Here is a 19,115-nt window from a genome sequence, read left to right as displayed (position 1 = left end):
GCGGCGACCGCAGCACACCATCACCCGAGGGGGAACGCATGAGCACGACCCGGAACCCGGGCACCGAAGCACCAACGACCGCCGAAGAGATCCTCGCGCGCGCCAAGGCCCTGGCGCCGCGCCTGCGGGAACGGTCGGCGGAGATCGAACAGGCCCGGCAGCTCCCGGCGGACGTGGTGGACATGCTGCGCGCCACCGGAGTGTTCCGGATGTGCTTCGGCCCCGAGTGGGGCGGTCCCGAGCTGACGTCGATGCAGCAGGCCGAAGTGGTGGAGACACTGGCCTACGGGGACGCCTCGGCCGGCTGGTGTGCGGCGATCGGCGCGATGACCGGGGCGATCAGCAACTTCCTGGACCCGGCCGTGGTCAAGGAGGTGTTCCCGAGCCTGGACATGATCACCGCCGGGCTGATCGCGCCGGCCGGGCACGCCGAGCGCGTTCCCGGCGGCTTCCGGCTCACCGGCCGGTGGTCGTTCGGCAGCGGGATCACCCATGCCGACTGGGTGACCTCCGGTGCGTTCATCTATCAGGACGGCAAGCCGTGGGCGAGCCCGGACGGCAGCAACGCGCACGCGTCGCGCCAGTTCCTGGTGCCGGCCCACGAGGTGGGGGTCGTCGGGAACTGGGACACCACCGGCCTGTGCGGCAGCGGGAGCAGCGACTACACGATCACCGACGTGTTCGTGCCCGAGGAGCACACCTACACCTTCTACAAGGTACGGGGCCGCACGGACACCCCGATCGCCCAGCCGGACTCCTTCATGCGCAGCCTGTGCGCGGTGCCGCTCGGAGTGGCCAGGGCCGCCCTGGACCACGCCCGGGAGACCGCGCTCACCCGGGTGGACAAGATGACCGACACGGTGTGGGCGGACACCTTCCGCGTACAGGTCACCCTCGCGGAGTGCGAGGCGGAGTTCAACGCCGCGCGCAGCGGTGTCCACAGCAGCTCGCAGCGGCACTGGGACGTACTGGCCGGCGGCGGCACGCTGGACGATCTGAGCGCCACCGAGCGGGCCGCGTCCTCGCTGGCCTGGGTGCATGCCTTCCGCACCTCGCGGGCGATCGTGAACCGGCTCTACGACCTGCTGCAGGCCTGGTCGATCAACCGGTCCTCGCCGATGGACCGCTGGATGCGCGACACCGCGACCATGTGCCAGCACGTCGCCGCCTCGGATCTGATCCTCGAATCGGGCGGTGCCTACCTGCTGGGCCGGCCGCCCAAGTTCCGGATGAGCCTCGGCATCGTCAAGTAGGGCCAAGTGAAGGGCGATCACATGACCATGACCCGGACCCCGGGGGCCGAGGTGCCCGCCACCACCGCGGCGGAGCTCCTCGCCCGTGCGAGGGGGCTGGCGCCGCTGCTGCGGGAGCGGTCGGCGGAGATCGAGGAGGCTCGGCGGCTGCCGGCGGACGTGGTGGACCTGCTGCGCGGCGCCGGGGTGTTCCGGATGGCCTTCGGCCGTGAGCTGGGCGGCCTGGCGCTGACCACGATGGAGCAGACCGAGGTCGCCGAGACGCTGGCGCACGGGGACGCCTCCGCGGCCTGGTGTGCGGTGATGGGCGCGAGCAGCGGGATCTTCAGCGCCTTCCTCGACGAGACGGTGGCCAAGGAGATCTTCCCCACCCCGGACACGATCATGGCCGGGCTGCTGCAGCCCACGGGGCACGCCGAGCGGGTGCCCGGCGGTTTCCGGCTCTCCGGCCGCTGGTCGTTCGGCAGCGGGATCACCCATTGCGACTGGGTGACCTCGGGTGCGTTCGTCTACGAGGACGGCAAGCCGTACGCGAGCCCGGACGGCAGCAATCCGCACGAGTCGAAGCAGTTCCTGGTGCCCCGGGAGCAGGTGGAGGTCATCGACAACTGGCACACCATGGGCATGCGCGGCACCGGCAGTTGCGACTACACGATGGCCGATGTCTTCGTACCCGGGGAGCACACGTACAGCTTCGGCAGGGTACGCGGCCGGCCCGGCCCGCTGGCCCAGCCGGACGCCTTCACCCGCAGTATGTGCGGCGTGGCGCTGGGGGTGGCCCGGGCCGCCCTGGACCACGCGCGGGAGATCGCCCGGACCCGGGTCGACCGGATGACCGGGGTGGCGTGGAAGGACCACTTCCGGGCGCAGGTCACGCTCGCCGAGTGCGAGGCGGACTTCCTCGCCACGCGGAACGGGGTGTACGGGAGCCAGCGGCGCCAGTGGGAGGTGCTGGCCGCCGGGGGCACCCTGGACGACCTCACTCCCGAGGAGCGCGCCGCGTCGCCGATCGCCTGGGTGCACGCCTTCCGTACCTCGCGGTCGATCGTCAGCCGGCTCTGCGACCTGCTCCAGACCTGGTCGATCCACCAGTCGTCGCCGATGGACCGCTGGATGCGCGACACCACCACCATGTGCCAGCACGCCACCGCACAGGACCGCATCCTCCAGTCGGCCGGCGCCTATCTGCTGGGCGGGAAGCCCGAGTTCGGGATCTGCCTCGGCATCGTCAGATAACCCGATTCGCCTGCGTGCAGGCCAGGGGGGAGAACGTCCGATGGGCCGAGGCCTGGTGCTTTTGGTCAATCCCAACAAGGTGCACCCACCGATCGCGCCCTATGCGCTCGATGTGCTCACGACCTCGTTGGAGGCCGCCGACTTCGAGGTCGAGGTGGTCGACCTCACGTTCCACCGGGAGGACTGGAAGTCCTGCCTCTCCGATTACTTCGGGGCTCGCAGTCCGGTCCTCGTCGGTGTCACCATCCGCAACACCGACACCGTCTACGCATTCGAGCAGCGCCCTTTCGTCGGTGAGCACAAGGAGATCATCACCGAGATCAGGCGGCTGACCGACGCGCCGATCGTCGGCGGCGGCATCGGTTTCTCCTCCATGCCCTTCGCGCTGGTCGACTACTTCGGCATCGATTTCGGGGTCAAGGGGCCGGGCGAGGAGATCATCTGCGACCTCGCCGACGCGCTGGTCACCGGGCGCGGCACGGACACGGTCAGCGGGCTCATCCGCAACACCCCGGAAGGGGTGACCCGGGTGCCGCCGCCGGCGCTCACCCTGTCGGGCCGCCGGACGGCGGCGGCGCTGCCCGCCGGGCAGTTCGAGGACCGGACCTGGCAGGTGGACCGCTCCGGGACGTACGTCCGCCGCTCCGGCGCACCGCACAAGGTGGACAACCTGCTGTACTACCAGCGCGGCGGGCTGGCCGGCATCCTCACCAAGAACGGCTGCACCTACCGCTGTTCGCACTGTGTGGAGCCGGACGCCAAGGGCATCCGGACGGGCCGGCGCGATGTCGCGGCCGTGGTCGACGAGATGCAGTCCCTGGCCGCGCAGGGGATCCTCGACCAGCACACCACCGACAGCGAGTTCAACCTGTCCATATCCCACGCCAAGAACCTGCTGCGCGAGATCGTCCGCCGCAAGCACGCCGACCCCGGCAATCCGCTGAACGAGCTGCGGCTGTGGGTCTACTGCCAGCCCTCGCCGTTCGACGAGGAGTTCGCCGGGCTGCTGGCCGCGGCGGGCTGTCGCGGGGTGAACGTCGGCTCGGACCATGTGCGTGCCGAGATGCTGAGCGGCTGGAAGATCACGGAGAAGGGCACCACGTACTACACCTTCGCCGACACCGAGCGCCTGGTCCGGCTCTGCCATGCCAACGGCATGCTGACCATGGTCGAGGCACTGTTCGGAATGCCGGGCGAGACACCGCAGAGCATGCGCGAATGCGTAGACGCGTTCATGGCGCTGGACGCCACGGTGACCGGCTTCTCGCTGGGGCTGCGGCTCTTCCCCCACACGCCCCTGGGCATCGCTATGGCCGAGCGCTGCGACGGTGTCCGGACGGTGGCGGGACTGCAGTCCAACACGGCCACCGAGCCGATCGTGCTGAAACCCCTGTCCAAGTGCTCCGGGCCGGTGGAGTACGAGCGGCAATTCATGTTCGACGAATCGGGCAACTTCCGTCTGGTCTGCTATTTCTCCCCGGATCTGCTGGAGGACACCGATACGGTCACCGATCCCTCCGGGCGCTGGAGCCGGTCCGTGGATCTCCTGTGGGAGCTCGTCGACCCCTCGGACTACCACCGGGTGATGCTGCCGACGCTGGCCGGATCCAGCGAGCACGACAACAACTACGCGGACAATCCGTTCCTGACGAGTCTGGGCGGGCTCGGATACACCGGCGCATTCTGGGCGCACTGGCGTGATCGGGAAGCGATCCTGCGCCGCGCGCAGGACGTCGGAGTGGTCGGGTCGGTGGGCGCGTGACATTGCCCGATTTCAATTGTCGGTGCATATGCGAAGGCCGCGGAATAAGGTGCGAATAGTGATGCCTCCGCCGGCATAACTATCGCGTTTCTTCTCACGCTCCTCACCGTTGCGGTGGGCCGGACCTCTGGACCATTCTGGGAACCGGCCGGTCAGCATGGACCGCCTTGCACGATCGAGTGGGGGGAAGGTACGAATGAACCAGAAAACCGACACCATGAGATTACTCTGGCCACTCGCGTCACATAATGATCCACGAAGAGACGGGGTGGTTCTTCGGCCCGACGAAGACCTCCCGGCCGCACGCCGAGTCCCCACCTCGGTTACCGTCGTCCTCGCCGACACCCAGCCCGCAATTCGCCATGGTGTCCGTTCTGTTCTTGAACGGTCCGGGGGTATTTCGGTCGTCGGCGAGGCCGCCACGGCGGACGAGGTGATCGAGGAAATGTGCCGCTGCCGACCCGGTGTCCTCGTACTCGACCCGCTGATGGACGGATCGGCGGGAACGCGGGTCATTCCTGAGGTTCTGAGGTCATGGCCCGATACGGGCATCCTGGTCTTCAGCGCGGTGGACGACGACCAGGCCATCACCTCGGCACTCCAGGCGGGCGCACGCGGCTACCTGTTCAAGCGGGCCGACGCGGACCAGATCCTGCGCGGGATCCAGGCCGTGGCGGCCGGTGAGGCGATCATCGACAAATCGATCGCCGGGCGGCTCGGCGCCCTCATGCGCGCCACCTCCGGGCAGCAGTATTACTACCCTTTCCCGCAACTGACCAACCGGGAAAGGGACGTTCTGGAACGCATCGCCGCGGGCAAGTCGAATACCCTCATCGCCCGTGAGCTCGTACTCGCCTCGAAGACCGTCAGCAACCGCGTTTCCGTGATATTCGGCAAGCTCGGCGTGGCCGATCGCTCGCAGGCCATCGTGCTGGCCCGGGACGCCGGTCTCGGGCACGGCTGATCCGTCGGTCCACGATCATCCCGTACCACCGATTCCCTCCAGACAAGGGAACAATTCCCCTGTCGAAAGGGAGCAGTAGGCTTCTAGCCTGAACGACGTCGCGCGCCGCCGGAAAATGAGGACGTCGATCGGAGTGGGACGTTGACCGACCAGGAAAAGCCCGACGTGATCATCCGCAGAAGAGAGCCGGAAAACCTGACCCGGGCCCACGGACTGGATCTCGGACTCCTCCATCCGTGGCCCGGGCTGGAAACTCCATTTCGCGGAGCCTGGTGCGTCCTGCGCCCCGGTGATGTGACGGATACGCACGCCCATCACGAACGCGAGTTGTTCATCGTCATGTCCGGCCGGGCCGAGGTCGTCTGCGGGGAGCGGCGGCACGTGCTCGCTGCCGGGGACCTCGCGGTGATGCGGGCCGGAGCGGAGCACCACATCGTCAACGAGCACGACGAGGACTTCTCCTACTACGCGATCTGGTGGGGCCCGGACATGTCTGCCGGCTTCCTCGCCGTGCAGCCGGAGCCGGCACCGGCACCTGAGCCGGGGTCCGCGCGGTGATCAACTACGACGGGCGGAAGTTCCGCAAGCCGAAAGGCGACAGCCGGACCGTCGCCGTCTACCACCAGCAGGGCGACCTGGTGTGGGGCGAGGTCGCCGGCGGCGAGGTGCGGCGCGGGTGGACGGTGGGCACGTGCGAGCCCGACGGAACCCTCTCCATGGGCTACACCATCGTCTTCGCGACCGGTGAGGTCGTCTGCGGACGCACGGTCAACACACCCGAGGTGGCCGAGGACGGCCGCCTGCGGCTGCGCGAGGCATGGGAGCGCTACGGCCCGCACGCCGCGACCGGGATCTCCTACATCGAGGAGGTCCGGTGAGCGCGAACGCGGCGCACGGCGCGTCCGAGTCCGCCTGGCGGCGACTGGAGCGGACCGTGGCGGGCCGCGTACTGCGCCCCGGAGCAGCCGGTTTCCGCTCGTCGAGCGCCCCGTTCAACAAGCGGTACGCGACGACCGCGCCGAGCGGCGTCCTGTCCGCGGCGAACACCGGCGACGTGCGCCGCGCCCTCGCATGGGCCCGCGAGACCGGCATCGGCCTCGTCGCGCGCGGCGGCGGGCACAGCTACGCGGGATACTCGGCCGCCGCCGGCCTGGTCCTCGACCTCGGCGCGCTGAACACCGTGACCGCCGACGGCTCCACCGGGCTGGTCACAGCGGCGGGCGGGGCCCTGATGTCCGACGTCCGCGCCGCGGTCCAGCCCCACGAGATGGCGTTCGCCCTGGGCAACGGCGCATCGGTCGGCATCGCCGGCCTGACCCTCGGCGGGGGCTCCTCCTCCACCTCGCGCACGCTCGGCCTCACGGCGGACGCACTCGTACGCACCACGCTGATGACCGCCGACGGCCGACTGCTGACCTGTGACGCCCAGGAGAACCCCGACCTGTACTGGGCCTGCCGCGGGGGCGGCGGCGGCAACTTCGGCATCAACCTGTCCTTCACCTTCCGGGCGAGCCCGGTCTCCGACGTCTCCACCTGCCTGCTGCTGTGGGACGGGGCGGACGCGCCCGAGGTCTTCACGGTGATGCAGGAGATCGCACGGAAGGCACCGGACGCCTTCTCCCTCAGGCTGGGCGTCAGCGCCGCCGGCGGCCCCGGGGCCACGGTGTCGGCCGTCGCTCTGCACCTGGGCCCCGCGAGCGAGCTGCGCGAACTCCTCGCCCCGGCCCTCACGGCGACCCGCCCGGTCCGCCAGGACATCGCGGACCGCACCTTCTGGGAGGCCCAGGACCATCTGCTGCACGAGACCTCGGCCGGGGCGTTCGCGGTACGGACGAACTTCGCCGCCGAGCCGTTGCCCGCGCAGGCCCTCAGCACCGTTCTCTCCCGGCTCGAACGCCGGCCCGGCAGCGGCAATCCGGACGGCTGCGGCCTGGCCCTGTACACCTGGGGCGGCGCGATCAACCGGGTGGCCCCGGCCGACACCGCGTTCGTCCACCGGGACGCGCTGAGCCTGGTCACCATGGACACCTCCTGGTCCGAGCAGGACGGTCCGGCCACCGTGGAGGCGAACCTCCGCTGGCTGGCCGGGCTGCGGGAGGCGATGGCGCCGTACGTGGGCGAGGGGGCGTACCAGAACTTCATCGACCCGGACCTGCCGGACTGGCGCACGGCGTACTACGGAGCCAACTACCCGCGGCTCGTCGAGATCAAGAAGCGGGTGGACCCGGACGGCTTCTTCACCTTCGGGCAGGCCATCGGAACCTGAGGGGACGGTCCGGCGCCGGTCAGGCGGTGCGGTCGAGATCCTCGCGGCGCACCGGATGCGCGAACGGCCGGCCGGCGGCGTAACGGCCGATCTCCTGGATCGCGGAGTCGGCCATGCGGTGGAGCTCGTTGCCGAGGGAGCCCGCGATGTGCGGGGTGAGCAGCACGTTCGGCAGGTCGTACAGCGGGGAGTCGGCGGGAAGGATCTCCGGCTCGGTGACGTCGATGACCGGCACGACCGCCCGCAGGCGGGGCGCGGCGGCGAGCACCCGGGCGTCGACGGTGGGCGCGCCCCAGCAGGTGAGCAGGACCTCCGTCTCCGCCAGCGCCGCGGCCGCGCCGGGCCGGGCGAAGTCGTCGACGACGGACTCCGTGTCGACCTCGGCCATGTCCCGGAGCCGGCGGGCGGCTGCCCCGTCCAGCAGGCGGGGCCGGAGCTCGGGGGTCATCGCGAGCAGCGTGCGCGGGCGGCGAAGGGACATCGGGGTGCTCCTCCTTGCGGCTGTGTGCGGCCGCGCCGACCCTTCGAAGCCGCGTCCCGGCCGTCAAGATCCACCGCTGTTCCGCCGTCGCCCGAGGAGCCTGCCTTGTTCCCGCTTCAGTCCGGCGAACCCGCGCCGCGCGTATGCGGCTATCTCCTCGCTGGGGAACGGCACCACGGACTGGTGCTCGCCGTAGTTCCCCTGCTCCCACCGGGCGACCGTGATCTCGTAGCCGGAGACATGGGCGCAGAGCTGAAGCAGGATCGGTGGCATCTCCGGTTCGCTCAGGAGGTCGGCGTGCTTGATGACGAGGTCGCGCATCCGCTGGATGCCGGGAAGGAAGACGGTCCTGACCCACAGCCGCCACTCGGCGAGTTCCTCCTCGGTGGGCGGCAGCTCATGGGCGAAGGGCGACCGGCCGTCGGGACGGGCGTTGCGCTCCATGAACGCTCCGAAGATACGGCTGTTGGCCTCCGTGAGGGCGAACAGCGGTCCGTAGAGCTCACTGAGCTGCCGGTTGACGCGCGAGAGCCGCTCTTGTCGCTGTGCCAGGCGCAGGCCGTTGAGGTAGGTGACGGTATAGCCGACGAACGCCAGGACGATGGTGACGACCCATGTGATCATGAGTGGTGATGCTAAGGGCTGTCCCGGCGGCCGGCTGGATGCCCCTGACCCCGTCAGTAGCCTGAACCGGTGTCCCTCTCAGACGTGTTGTCCCAGGCCCTGCATGCTCCTTCCGATCCGCCGCTCCGGCCGCTCCCGTCCCCCGTGGCGGACCTGCTCCGGTCCCTCGACGCGCCGCCGCGGCTGGCCGCCCATCTGCGCGCCGTCCACGACGTTGCGGTCCAGCTGGTCGCATGGATGGACCATCGCCATCCGCGGATCGCCGTCGACGGCGCGGCCGTGCTCTTCGGGGCGGCGACCCACGACATCGGCAAGACCGTGCACCCGGCCGAACTGTCCGAGCCGGGCTCCGCGCACGAAGAGGCGGGCCGCGAGCTGCTGTCGGCCCACGGGTTCGGCCCTGAGCTGGCCCGCTTCGCCGGAACCCACGCCTCGTGGACGGCTCCCGGTACGACGCTGGAAGACCTGCTGGTGAGCACGGCCGACAAGGTCTGGAAGAACAAACGTCTCCCGGAACTCGAAGACCTCGTGGTCGCGCGCCTGGCGCAGGCGACGGGCGGTCAGCAGTGGGAGGAGTACCTCGCGTTCGACGATCTGCTCACGCGCATCGGTGACGGGGCCGACGGCCGGCTCGCCTTCCAGGCGTCCTTCCCGGTGCGCGCGTAGCCCTGACGGCATTTCTTAGCATCAGAGGTCAACTATTCGTCCGGTCGCCGCCAGGACGACTAGAAAGGTCGGGACCGAACCGGACCGGACCGGCGACGGGGATGATGCCCCCGTCGACGACCGGAATGACGTCTAAGGCGGTGGATGCGCGTGCGTAGATGCGGCAGAATCGAATTGACAGCGGTCAGATTACTTCCGGAGAGACCGAGTTCCGACTCCTTCACCTGACGCGGTCGGCCCCGCCGCAGCCTGTGCCGATAGGCGGGTGCAGGGCTGACCTGGGCGCAGGGAGGAGGGATTCCCCGACCTCCTCCCTGCGTATGCGGCCGTGCGTTTCCTTCACGAATTCCCGGCCGCTCGGCGCAGGCGCCGCTGCGGCCTGATGCGGGCCGCCGACGTGCGGCGTTCGGGGATCCCATCGCGGGCCACCTCCTGGCCGACGCGATGGTCCGGCTGCGGCGTGGCCGCGTTCCGACGTGCACCGCACACGGAATTGCGCCGGTTCCCGAAAGGCCCTGCGAGGCTGCCTTGTTTCCGCGCCCTTGCCGACGTGACGTCACGCGGTCGCAGTAGTCGAACGCATCCGAACAAACTCACCTGAAACTTTTTCATATGGGCACCCATCCGCAGGCGTTGGGGCACCGAAGGAGGAACGAGAGCCTTTCCAGGGCCTCGTTCACATCCCGTACGATCTGCGATTCCCGTCCTGGGGATCCACGGAACAGGAGCGAATGTGATAGTCAAGCGCGCCGGTCGCCACGTGGCTCTCGCCGCCATACCCGCAGCCGTGGTCCTGACCCTCGGCCTTTCCGGACCAGCCCTCGCGGAGGGCGGAAAGGCGTACCAGATCGACCTGGCGCAGCTGAACAACTCGGGCTCCAGCGGTACGGTCATGCTCACTCTCAAGGGCAAGCAGCTCACCGTGCAGATCGAGTCCAAGGGCATGGTGCCCGGGCAGCCGTCGGCCCAGCACCTGCACGGCTCGACCAAGGGGCACGACTTCCACTGCCCGGACGCGACCGACGACAAGGACGGCGACGGGGTCCTCAGCAACACCGAGGCCACGCACGACTACGGCGACATCAACATCTCGCTCACGACGGGCGGGGACACTAAGCCCACCAGCGGCCTCGACGTGCTGCGCATGCCCGTCGCCGATGCGCAGGGCACGATCCGCTACAAGCGGACGATCGAAGTCGGCCAGGACGTGGTCGACCACATCAAGGACCTGCACGTCGTACAGCACGGCATCGACCGCAACAAGAACAAGAAGTACGACTTCGAGGGGGCCGGCAAGAGCGAACTCGACCCGAAGCTGCCCCAGGAGGCCACGGCTCCGACCAACTGCGGAGAGGTCAAGGGCGCGGCCGTGGGGTCGATCCCCGTCGGAGGCATCGAGACCGGCGGCGGCGCCGAGGAGCACACGGCGATACCGGTGACGGTGCGCGACGGTGTGGCGATCACCGTACTCGCGGTGGTGGCGGGTGCGGTGATCATCGGGCGGAAGCGGGCCGGTGTCGGCCCCGTCCGCAGGGAGACCACCGGGGGCGGCGCGTGAAGCCGGCCCCGACGCGGCTCCGCCGCCGGACCGCGGGCCCGCTGGCGGCCGCCGTCCTCGCCGGACTCCTCCTCGCGGGGTGCGGCGGCCAGAACGCGGCACAGCCCCCCGCCCCGGCGGGGCAGAACCTCCCGGGCGGGGCACCGGCTGGCGCCGGCGCCAGCGCCGACGCCGGCGCCGAGGCCTCCCCCACCGGGAAGGCGCCCGCGGGGGGATCGAAGGGCGGCGCGAGTACGGATGCGGGTGCGGGCCGGGCCGAGCAGGCCCTGGCCCGGTCAGCGCCGCAGAAGATCACGATCCCGTCCCTCAGCCTGTCCAGCTCCCTGGAGACGCTGCAACAGAACCCGGACGGCACGATGCAGACCCCGAAGGACCCCGCGCTCGCGGGCTGGTACGAGCCGGGGCCGACCCCCGGCTCCCAGGGACCGGCCGTGATCGCCGGGCACGTCACGTGGAACGGAGCATCCGCGGTGTTCGAGAAGCTGAAGACGATGAAGGGCGGTGACACCATCAAGGTGACCCGGCAGGACGGCAAGACGGTCACGTTCACCGTGGACAAGGTCGCGGAATACCCGAAGGCCGAGTTCCCCACGCTGGAGGTCTACAAGAACATCGACCACGCGGGCCTGCGCCTGGTCACCTGCGGCGGCAACTTCGACCCCAACAAGCACTATTACGACAGCAACGTGGTGGTGTTCGCCCGCATGACGGGCGCCGCGTAGCCAGAACGACGGATCCGGGAACACGCCCGTCGGCCGCAGGGCCCCACTGCGGCTGACGGGCCCGGTCACCGCCCGGCCGGATGAGTATCCGTACTCATGCCGTGAGCATGACTACGAAGCCTCGATGGAGCACCGGAACGGATCTTCATCGCGGGGGACGACAGGCATGGGTGCGACCGTGGAGGAACGCGGCGCGAGCTGCGGCGGAAGGGCGCACAGCGCCCGGGCGGAGCTCGGCCCGTTGGCCCGGCCTGCCGGTGTGGGTGCACTGCCCTGCCGCCCAGGCCGGTGGAGACCAGCGCCGCCGACCGGGAAGCCCGCGGTGCCCGGGTCACGGTCGCCCTGGCCCAGTCCCTCACCGTACGGAAGCCCGCCTTCTTCCTCGATCCGAACGGCTAGACGAGCCCCGCGTACGGCGGCACCCGACCCGTCGCCGGATCGGGTGCCGCACGTGGCTCGCCTCAGTCGGTGGCGTGCGTCCAGCTCGTGCACAGGGCCCAGATGATGAACACGTCGATCGCGATGATGATGATCGACCACCAGGGCTGGTACGGCAGCCACATGAAGTTGAGGATCACGCTGATGCCGGCCAGTGCGATACCGGCGCCCCTGGCCAGGTTCGAGCCCGCGAACAGGCCCACCCCGGTGAGGATGACGATGATCCCGACGATGAGATGGATCCAGCCCCACGCCGTGAGGTCGAATTCGAAGACGTAGCTTCCGACGCGCGCGTAGACGTCGTCGTTGGCGATGGCCGCGATGCCCTGGAACACCGCGAGACAACCGGTGACCAGGAGGAGGACCGCGGCGAACAACGTGCCCGCGTTCCCCGCGCCCTGGCTGTCGCCGCTTGGGAACGGCGTAGTGCCCGGCGCAGGGCCGGTGTTCCAGTTTCCCCCGGTCGGTGTCGGCTGGCCCATGGAATTCACCTCACAGTTGGCGGTACAGCGCAGGACCGTCCTGCTCCGGCTCGTCGGTCACAGGCTTCGGTGCCCACATCGCAGTGTCGTCCGGCGGTCCGGTTCCTGTGATCACCCGAAGCGGGTGGTCTTCATCCGGGCACGCCCCGCGGCACGCCCCGCGGCACGCCCTGCGGCTCCGGCTCATGCGGGCAGCCGGCGCATTTCGAGCACCCGCAGGCCCAGGGACTGGAAGCGGGTGAGGAGCCCGTACAGGTGGGCCTCGTCCGCCACGCTGCCGAACAGGAGCGTCTGCTCCGGTACGGGGATCCGGTCGAGCTCGGGAAAGCTCGCGGCGAGCGTGTCCGGTACGACCCCCGAGATACGGAATTCGTAGCGCATGAGAGCACTCACTCCTCTCGGAACGAAGGCTTCGGGGCCCGGGCCGGTGCGGGGGCCCGGGCCGCTTCCGGCCTTCACCCGCCATCGTCGGCCCCCGGCCCCGCGCTCGGCATCGCCCGGTGCGGGCGAGAAAGGTGTCCACGGCGGCCCGCTCGGGGCTCAGAGCATCCCGAGGTCCCGCGCCCGGTGGACGGCCTCGCTGCGCCGGGTGACGCAGAGCTTGCGGTAGATGCTCTTCAGGTGGGTCTTGACCGTGTTGGCCGACACGTACAGCTCGGCCGCGATCTCCTCGGTGGACAGCAGCTCCGCGGCCTTGCGCAGCACCTCGGTCTCCCGCGCGCTCAACGGCTCCACCACCGGCGGCTGCCCGTCGCCCTGCACCGCGCGCGCCGTACGGGCCGTACGGGCCGGGGCGCGGGGGGTCAGCCAGCCGTTCGACCGCGCCAGCCGCGGGTCCCGGCGCAGGGTCCGGCGCACCCATGGGCCGCTCTCGGCGAACATCCGGCGCAGTTCCTCGGGGCGGGCGAGCGTCAGCGCCTCGCCGAGGCGCCGGTGCGCCTCCTGGGAGTCGCCGTCCGCCGCGGCGATCTGCGCGTGGAGCAGGCACGCGTGGGCCCGTACCGGGGTGGCGACCGCGTCGTCTCCCGGCATGTCCGCCAGCGCCCCCGCCGCGCACGCGCCGCGGCCGGCGGCCAGCAGGGCGCGGGCCCGGGCCACCGCGTGCTCCGGCCGGTCGCCGTCCGGGGCCTCCACCGCGTCCAGGACCCGCAGGGCCGCGTCGGCGTCGTCGCGTACGAGGTGGACGCCCGATTCGGCCACGGCCAGCTCGTCCGCCGCCCAGGCGGGCAGTCCCTCCGGGTCCACCGCGCGCAGGACGGCGAGCGCGGCGTCCCCGTCGCCCTCGGCCGCCGCGATCCGGGCCGTGATGACGGCGGCCCGGGTGGCGGTCGCGGGATCCGGGCGCGGCCCCGGCGCCGCGGTCGCCAGGTCGAGGTGGCGGCGTGCGGCCGACAGGTCGTCCTGCTCGACGGCCACGCCCGCCAGGACGAGGTGGTCGGTCCCGGCCCGGCGCTCGGGCGGCAGGGCGGACCGCTCGGCGACGGCGAGCGAGGCGCGGGCGTGTTCGGCCGCCTGCCGCAACCGGCCGCGCAGCAGTTCGGTCAGGGCCAGTGAGCCGAGCGCGCCGCAGAGCGGGGACTCGGTGCCCGGCGGCCCGCACGCGGTGACGGCGGCCGTGAGGGTGGATTCGGCCCGGTCCAGGCGTCCCGCTCCCAGCTCGACGGCGCCGAGGTGCGCCAGCAGCAGGGCGCGGAGCTCGGGGCGCTCGGCGAGCAGGTGCGGCGGCAGCTCCCGCAGCAGCCGGTCGGCGTCGGCGGCGGCCCGTTCGGTGGCCGTCACGTCATCGGCCGGCCGTCCGGCGAGTACGCCGAGGAAGGCGCGGCCGAACCGCGCCGCCGGACCGCAGGAGTCCGCGAGGGCGGCGTCCGCAGGGGATGCGTCCGCCAGGACGGCGTCCGCCCGCCGCAGTCCGGCCTCGCATCCGGGCAGGTCCTGTTCGGCCAGCCGGCAGGCTGCGCCGACCAGTGCGGGCGCCACCCCGGTCGTCCCGGCCGGCATCCCGGCGAAGGCCCGGCCCAGCTGATCCGCCTCCAGGCCCGTCAGGAGGCGGCCGATCGCCAGGTTGTCGACCAGCTGCGCCGCCGCGAACTGCCAGTCCCCGGCGGCGGCGCCCTGGAGCACCGCCTCCGTGAGCCGCCCGGTCCGGGCGAGCCAGCGCGCCGCCAGCCCGTGCAGTCGGGGTTCCAGCCCGGGGCAGCGCTGCCGCAGGTGTGCGCGCAGGACCTCGGCGAACAGCGGGTGCAGCCGGTACCAGGCCGAGGCGTCGATCTGCTCCAGGAACGCGTTGTCGCGGGCCAGCCCCGCCAGGGTCCGTGCGCCGTCGTCCCGGCCGGTCAGCGCGTCCGCGAGATCCGGGTGGACGCGGTCCGTGACGCAGACGCGCAGCAGCAGGTCCTGGGTGGGCGGCGGCTGTGCGTCGAGCACCTCGGTGAGGAGGTAGTCGGCGATCGTGGTGCGGTCGGCCGCGAACTGGCGCAGGAACGCCTCCGGGTCGGTGCTGCGCTGCATCGCCAGGGCGCACAGGCGCACCCCGGCCGCCCATCCCTCGGTCCGCTCCATCAGCAGGCGGATGCCGGCGGGTGAGATGTCCAGCCGGTGCTCGCTCAGCAGCGCCTCGGCGTCCGCGTCGGTGAATCTGAGGTCGGCGTGCCGGATCTCCGTGATCTCGCCGGCCGCCCGGTAGCGGTGCAGGGGCAGCAGGGAGTCCGACCGGCTGGTGAGCACGATGCGCAGGCCGCCGGCCGCGTTCCGGAGTACGAAGTCCAGTCCCTCGGTCGTCGCGGGCGGCTGGGCGGTGTCGAACTGGTCGAGTACGAGGACCGCGGGCTGTGCGGACGCGGCCAGCCCGTCCGCCAGGCGCACCAGGAACGACCGGGTCACCCCTTCGGCGCGGGTGGGCCTGCCCACCGCGTCCGGCAGCGCCACCCCGCCCCGGTGGAGGGCCTCCAGGACGTACGCCCAGAAGGCACCGGGGGCGTCGTCGGGTTCGACGGTGAGCCACACGGGGGGACGCGGCGCGCTTCCGTCGGCCGCCCAGTGGGCGGTGAGCACCGTCTTGCCCGATCCGGCCGGGCCGTTGATGAGGGTGAGCGGCCCCTGCGCCCCGGCCGACAGCCGCCCCAGCAGCCCGGGCCGGTGGACCAGCAGCTTCGGCACGGCCGGAGGCGCGAACCTGGCCGTGAGCATGGGGTCGCCGGTCGGGGCGCGGTGGTCCATGGAGGTCACCGGGGGTCCCGCGGCGGTACGGACTGTGATCGGCCCACGGTCACCACTGAACCGGTGATCGGTGGTGATCACCAGTTGTGTCACCTGGTCCGGGGGATGTCGGGGCGCACGGCGGCCCGCAGCATGGGCACCGGTCGCCTTCCCCACGCGGGACGGCCGTCCAGGAGGTCCGATGAACGCTCTCGCGGCGGCCGGATGGGGCGCTCTGGCGGCATTCTCCCTGGTCATCGGCGCCTGGCTGGCGCTGCGCTACCGTCCGTCGCCGAGGGTGACGGGACTGGTCCTGGGGTTCGGCGCGGGAGCGCTGATCGCGGCCGTGGCGTACGAGCTCGTGCCCAGGGAGCGCTTCGAGAGCGCGTGGGACTTCCTGGCGGTCGGCGTCGGCGCCCTGACCTTCTTCCTCCTCGACGGAGCCCTCGCGCAGAAGTCCACGGCGCAGCGGTCGGCCGGGAGCGCGCACAACGCGAACCGCTCCATCGTGCTCGGTGCCCTGCTCGACGGGATACCCGAGTCCCTGGTCCTGGGAATGGGCCTGGCCGCCGGCGGCTCGATCAGCGTCCCCTTCCTGGCGGCGGTGTTCCTCTCGAACCTCCCGGAGAGCCTCGGCGCCACCGCGGGCATGCGGGAGGAGGGACGGCAGCCGGGTGTGGTGTACCGGATCTGGTGGGGCATCACCGCGATCTCGGGCGCGTGCGCCGCGCTGGGGTACGGGGTGGTGGGGTTCGTTCCCGGCACCGAGGGCCGGCTGGTGCAGGCGTTCGCGGCCGGGGCGGTGCTGACCATGCTCGCGAACTCGATGATGCCGGAGGCCTTCGAGCTGGGCGGCAGGCTCGCGGGCCTGTCGACCGTGCTCGGCTTCGCCGCCGCCGGTGCGCTCTCCCTCCTGGAGTGACGCACCGTCGGCGGCCGCTCGCTCAGGCCTCGGGGGCCGGGGAAAGGCTGATCCGGCGCCGCTCCAGGTCCACGGCGAGCAGGGTGACGCGTACGTCGTCCCCTGCCTCGAAGGTCCTGCCGGAGAGCTCGGTCTCGTGGACCAGGCCCTCGACACCCGGTGCGATGCGCACGAACACACCGAACGGAATGATCTTGGTGACGGTGCCGGGGAAGGTGTCGCCGACCCGGAGGGCTTCGGCGAAGGGGCGCCAGGGGTCCGGGCGCAGTGCTTTGGCGGACAGGCCCACGCGCTCCCGCTCCAGGTCGACGTGGAGGACCTCGGCGCGGATCCGCCGTCCGATCGGGGCCACCTCGTCCAGGTCCTCGAAGTACTCCCAGGACATTTCGGGGACGCGCAGGAAGCCCAGGGGCCATCCCCGCTCGTGTTCCAGGTCCAGGTGCACGTGTACGCCGACGTCGTCCAGGCCGCTCGCGACGGTGCCGGTCACCACGTCCCCGGTCCGCAGCGCACCGAGCAGGGTGCGCCGCTCGTCGGCCGGGGTGGGGTTGGTACGCCAGCGTGCCCGTACGACGCCGTCGGCGTCGGGCAGCACTCCGGCGAGCAGGGGGCGGCGATCGGCCGGTGCCAGCGGGACCAGGCCGGCCCGGTGCCCCGGACCACTTCCGATCCTCCAGTAGGCGATGTCGGTGCGGCCCATCCACGGCTCGGCGAGGCGCGCCCAGGGGATCCCGTCGGGATGCTGCTGGACCAGGAGTTCGAGCCGTTCCGAGCACAGGACGGCGGCGCGGACCGCCTCGGTGTCGTCGGTCAGGTCCGGCCACACCGCCAGCCGGGCCCGCGGGGTCAGCAGCTCCCGTACCCGGGTGATCTCGGCGGCTGTGGTCGGCCGGTGCCAGCGATGGGCGCCGGCGACGTACCGCTCCTCGACCAGTACCCCGCCGCGCTCGGCGACCAGGCGGTGGACCGCCGTCCAGAAGGCTGCGTCCGCGGGCGGCTGGGGGTCGGTCTCGTCGAGGGCGGGGTCGTACGGGGAGCGTTCGACCGGTTCGGCGGTCAGCCCCGATCGGCGGGCGTGCGCCGCGGCCTCCGCGTACGGCCCCGCACCCCCGATGTAGACGTCGTGCCGTTCCCCGGCGTGGAGGAAGAAGCCTCCGTCGGTGTGCAGCCGGCACCAGGGGCCCTCGCGCAGCAGCATGGCCCGCAGCAGTTCCAGGCCGGTGTCGAGCGGTACGTGCGCGCCGTCGTGGTAACCGGACGGTGGGAGCGGGCCGGTCGAGCCGGGCCGGTCGGTGGGGAACAGCCCCGCCGGCTCCGGGGCGCTCGGGGCCGAACGGGATCGGAAGGAGAAGAACCCGCGCGCCATCGGGTTGTCGATCGTCAGCCGGTCGGCGCCGGCCTCCCGAGCGAAGCGGCGTGCGGCGGCGACAAAGGCCTCGGCCACCTGTTCCCGGACGGCGAAGGGGACGGCCCCGGCCGGGGTGAGCCGGTAGGTGAAGGGCGGCAACTCAGCGCCCCCGGTAGCTCGGAGTCGCCCTGAGGGCCGGTCGCGGACGGACAGAAAGATGGATCATGTGGCCCAGCGTAAGGTACCGGGATGATCGAGACACCAGAGGCGTTCACGCACTGCACCGTCGAGCGCGAGGGAGCGGCCGGAGCCGCATGGCTCGCCGAACTACCGGGAATCGTGGACGAGTTACAGTCGCGCTGGGAGTGCGTACCGGACGGCGAGGTCATGCACGGGGGTGTCGGGATCATCGTTCCGGTGCTGCGGCGGGACGCGGAGCCGGCCGTGCTGAAGGTCTCCTTCCCCCATCCCGGCAACGTCCACGAGCCGGACGCGTTCGAGGCGTGGGGCGGGCGTGGCGCCGTCCTGCTGCACGAGCGCGACGACGAGCGTTTCGCGATGCTGCTGGAGCGGGTCCGGACGTCGACGCTGGAGGGGGTCGAGGACGGCGACGAGGTGGTGACGGTGGCGGGGCGGCTCAGCCGCCGGCTGGCCGTCCCGGCGCCGGCCGGCCTGCCCCGGCTGCGGGAGCAGGCCGACTCCTGGGAGGATCAACTACGCCGGGACCAGAAGGAGTTGACGCACGCCATGCCGCGGTACGTGGTGGACGCGGCGGTGGCGACCGTCCGCGAGCTGGGGCGCACCCAGCCGGACGTCCTGATCCACGGCGACCTACACGCCCGGAACATCCTGCGGGCGGACCGCGAGCCGTGGCTCGCGGTCGACCCCAAGGGCCACGTGGGAGACCCCGCCTACGACGGCGGCACGCTGCTCAAGACCCGTGCGCTGTCCCTCATCGGAGCCGAGGACCTCGGCAAGGCGGTCCACCGCACGCTGGACCTCTTCGTCGAGGCCGCGGAACTCGATCGCGAACGCGTCCGGCGCTGGGCTCAACTCCATGCCGTTCAGGCGGCGTTCTGGGGCCGCCGGCACGGCTTCCGGGTCGCCCGCAGTGGCCCGCTGCTCGACTGGATCACGGAATTCGCCGACCACCTCGCGCAGTTGCTGACGCGGCCCGCCTGATCTCGGCCGCCGAGCA

At 71.5% G+C, this 19,115-nt stretch carries 17 protein-coding genes and 1 pseudogene; 12 read left to right on the top strand and 6 right to left on the bottom strand.

Going from position 1 to position 19,115, the window contains the following annotated elements:
• The first annotated feature begins 38 nt into the window (after nt 1–38).
• The 7 genes from ACFY04_RS13540 to ACFY04_RS13510 all read left to right on the top strand — a co-directional run bounded on the left by ACFY04_RS13540 (nt 39) and on the right by ACFY04_RS13510 (nt 7,481).
• Nucleotides 39–1,253 carry an acyl-CoA dehydrogenase family protein gene (locus ACFY04_RS13540; RefSeq protein ID WP_389116421.1) on the top strand — a complete coding sequence of 405 codons (1,215 nt, stop codon included), beginning with the start codon at nt 39–41 and terminating at the stop codon, nt 1,251–1,253.
• A 21-nt stretch (nt 1,254–1,274) separates the two neighbouring features.
• Nucleotides 1,275–2,489: an acyl-CoA dehydrogenase family protein gene (locus tag ACFY04_RS13535; RefSeq protein ID WP_389116419.1), complete on the top strand. Its 1,215-nt coding sequence runs from the start codon at nt 1,275–1,277 to the stop codon at nt 2,487–2,489.
• Between the two features lie 40 nt (nt 2,490–2,529).
• Nucleotides 2,530–4,251, top strand: a complete 1,722-nt coding sequence (tsrT, locus tag ACFY04_RS13530; protein ID WP_389116418.1) for a tryptophan 2-C-methyltransferase — start codon at nt 2,530–2,532, stop codon at nt 4,249–4,251.
• Nucleotides 4,252–4,447: 196 nt separating this feature from the next.
• A complete protein-coding gene (locus ACFY04_RS13525) occupies nt 4,448–5,215 on the top strand; it encodes a response regulator (protein WP_389116416.1) in 768 nt (255 codons plus the stop codon).
• Nucleotides 5,216–5,356: 141 nt separating this feature from the next.
• Complete coding sequence (locus tag ACFY04_RS13520; RefSeq protein WP_389116415.1) at nt 5,357–5,773, top strand: cupin domain-containing protein; 417 nt, start codon at nt 5,357–5,359, stop codon at nt 5,771–5,773.
• Nucleotides 5,770–6,093, top strand: coding sequence for a hypothetical protein (locus ACFY04_RS13515; RefSeq protein WP_389116413.1), 324 nt, complete (start codon nt 5,770–5,772; stop codon nt 6,091–6,093). The genes ACFY04_RS13520 and ACFY04_RS13515 overlap by 4 nt, the downstream gene beginning before the upstream one ends.
• Complete coding sequence (locus tag ACFY04_RS13510; protein ID WP_389116411.1) at nt 6,090–7,481, top strand: FAD-binding oxidoreductase; 1,392 nt, start codon at nt 6,090–6,092, stop codon at nt 7,479–7,481. Before ACFY04_RS13515 ends, ACFY04_RS13510 begins: the two co-directional genes overlap by 4 nt.
• 19 nt (nt 7,482–7,500) lie before the next feature.
• On the opposite strand, the pseudogene ACFY04_RS13505 reads toward ACFY04_RS13510, so the two are convergent.
• Together ACFY04_RS13505 and ACFY04_RS13500 are read right to left on the bottom strand one after the other, a co-directional pair.
• Nucleotides 7,501–7,764 (bottom strand): annotated as a pseudogene (locus ACFY04_RS13505) (NAD(P)-dependent oxidoreductase); the annotation flags it as partial.
• Nucleotides 7,765–8,025: 261 nt separating this feature from the next.
• Nucleotides 8,026–8,586, bottom strand: coding sequence for a hypothetical protein (locus tag ACFY04_RS13500; protein ID WP_389116409.1), 561 nt, complete (start codon nt 8,584–8,586; stop codon nt 8,026–8,028).
• Between the two features lie 69 nt (nt 8,587–8,655).
• On the opposite strand from ACFY04_RS13500, the gene ACFY04_RS13495 reads away from it, so the two are divergent.
• The 3 genes from ACFY04_RS13495 (at nt 8,656) to ACFY04_RS13485 (ending at nt 11,532) form a co-directional block, all read left to right on the top strand.
• Nucleotides 8,656–9,252, top strand: a complete 597-nt coding sequence (locus ACFY04_RS13495; RefSeq protein ID WP_389116408.1) for an HD domain-containing protein — start codon at nt 8,656–8,658, stop codon at nt 9,250–9,252.
• A 733-nt stretch (nt 9,253–9,985) separates the two neighbouring features.
• Complete coding sequence (locus ACFY04_RS13490) at nt 9,986–10,810, top strand: hypothetical protein (RefSeq protein WP_389116406.1); 825 nt, start codon at nt 9,986–9,988, stop codon at nt 10,808–10,810.
• On the top strand, nt 10,807–11,532 hold the full coding sequence (locus ACFY04_RS13485) for a class F sortase (protein WP_389116404.1): 726 nt from the start codon (nt 10,807–10,809) through the stop codon (nt 11,530–11,532). Before ACFY04_RS13490 ends, ACFY04_RS13485 begins: the two co-directional genes overlap by 4 nt.
• A gap of 461 nt (nt 11,533–11,993) precedes the next feature.
• On the opposite strand, the gene ACFY04_RS13480 is transcribed toward ACFY04_RS13485, so the two are convergent.
• The 3 genes from ACFY04_RS13480 to ACFY04_RS13470 form a co-directional block, all read right to left on the bottom strand.
• Nucleotides 11,994–12,452, bottom strand: coding sequence for a hypothetical protein (locus ACFY04_RS13480; RefSeq protein WP_389116402.1), 459 nt, complete (start codon nt 12,450–12,452; stop codon nt 11,994–11,996).
• A gap of 183 nt (nt 12,453–12,635) precedes the next feature.
• A complete protein-coding gene (locus tag ACFY04_RS13475) occupies nt 12,636–12,833 on the bottom strand; it encodes a hypothetical protein (protein WP_189744317.1) in 198 nt (65 codons plus the stop codon).
• A 159-nt stretch (nt 12,834–12,992) separates the two neighbouring features.
• Nucleotides 12,993–15,668, bottom strand: a complete 2,676-nt coding sequence (locus tag ACFY04_RS13470; protein ID WP_389116401.1) for a LuxR C-terminal-related transcriptional regulator — start codon at nt 15,666–15,668, stop codon at nt 12,993–12,995.
• Nucleotides 15,669–15,849: 181 nt separating this feature from the next.
• Between ACFY04_RS13470 and ACFY04_RS13465 the strand changes: the two genes are divergently transcribed.
• Nucleotides 15,850–16,569 carry a ZIP family metal transporter gene (locus ACFY04_RS13465; RefSeq protein ID WP_389116399.1) on the top strand — a complete coding sequence of 240 codons (720 nt, stop codon included), beginning with the start codon at nt 15,850–15,852 and terminating at the stop codon, nt 16,567–16,569.
• Nucleotides 16,570–16,591: 22 nt separating this feature from the next.
• On the opposite strand, the gene ACFY04_RS13460 is transcribed toward ACFY04_RS13465, so the two are convergent.
• On the bottom strand, nt 16,592–18,076 hold the full coding sequence (locus tag ACFY04_RS13460; protein WP_389116398.1) for a S1 RNA-binding domain-containing protein: 1,485 nt from the start codon (nt 18,074–18,076) through the stop codon (nt 16,592–16,594).
• 90 nt (nt 18,077–18,166) lie between these two features.
• Between ACFY04_RS13460 and ACFY04_RS13455 the strand changes: the two genes are divergently transcribed.
• The gene (locus ACFY04_RS13455) at nt 18,167–19,099 is read left to right on the top strand and encodes an aminoglycoside phosphotransferase family protein (protein ID WP_389116396.1); all 933 of its coding nucleotides are present in this window, start codon (nt 18,167–18,169) and stop codon (nt 19,097–19,099) included.
• Nucleotides 19,100–19,115: the final 16 nt, after the last annotated feature.

The organism is Streptomyces sp. NPDC001549 (assembly GCF_042894025.1).
GTDB lineage: Bacteria > Actinomycetota > Actinomycetes > Streptomycetales > Streptomycetaceae > Streptomyces > Streptomyces kutzneri.
Note: the sequence above shows the minus strand (reverse complement) of the source record. Positions and strands in the feature narration are given on the sequence as shown.

Coding starts and splice junctions, on each gene's coding strand:
- ACFY04_RS13465 (WP_389116399.1), top strand. CDS start 15,850: ATGAACGCTCTCGCGGCGGCCGGATGGGGCGCTCTGGCGGCATTCTCC.
- ACFY04_RS13540 (WP_389116421.1), top strand. CDS start 39: ATGAGCACGACCCGGAACCCGGGCACCGAAGCACCAACGACCGCCGAA.
- ACFY04_RS13535 (WP_389116419.1), top strand. CDS start 1,275: ATGACCATGACCCGGACCCCGGGGGCCGAGGTGCCCGCCACCACCGCG.
- ACFY04_RS13500 (WP_389116409.1), bottom strand. CDS start 8,586: ATGATCACATGGGTCGTCACCATCGTCCTGGCGTTCGTCGGCTATACC.
- ACFY04_RS13475 (WP_189744317.1), bottom strand. CDS start 12,833: ATGCGCTACGAATTCCGTATCTCGGGGGTCGTACCGGACACGCTCGCC.
- ACFY04_RS13470 (WP_389116401.1), bottom strand. CDS start 15,668: ATGGACCACCGCGCCCCGACCGGCGACCCCATGCTCACGGCCAGGTTC.
- tsrT (WP_389116418.1), top strand. CDS start 2,530: ATGGGCCGAGGCCTGGTGCTTTTGGTCAATCCCAACAAGGTGCACCCA.
- ACFY04_RS13480 (WP_389116402.1), bottom strand. CDS start 12,452: ATGGGCCAGCCGACACCGACCGGGGGAAACTGGAACACCGGCCCTGCG.
- ACFY04_RS13525 (WP_389116416.1), top strand. CDS start 4,448: ATGAACCAGAAAACCGACACCATGAGATTACTCTGGCCACTCGCGTCA.
- ACFY04_RS13455 (WP_389116396.1), top strand. CDS start 18,167: ATGATCGAGACACCAGAGGCGTTCACGCACTGCACCGTCGAGCGCGAG.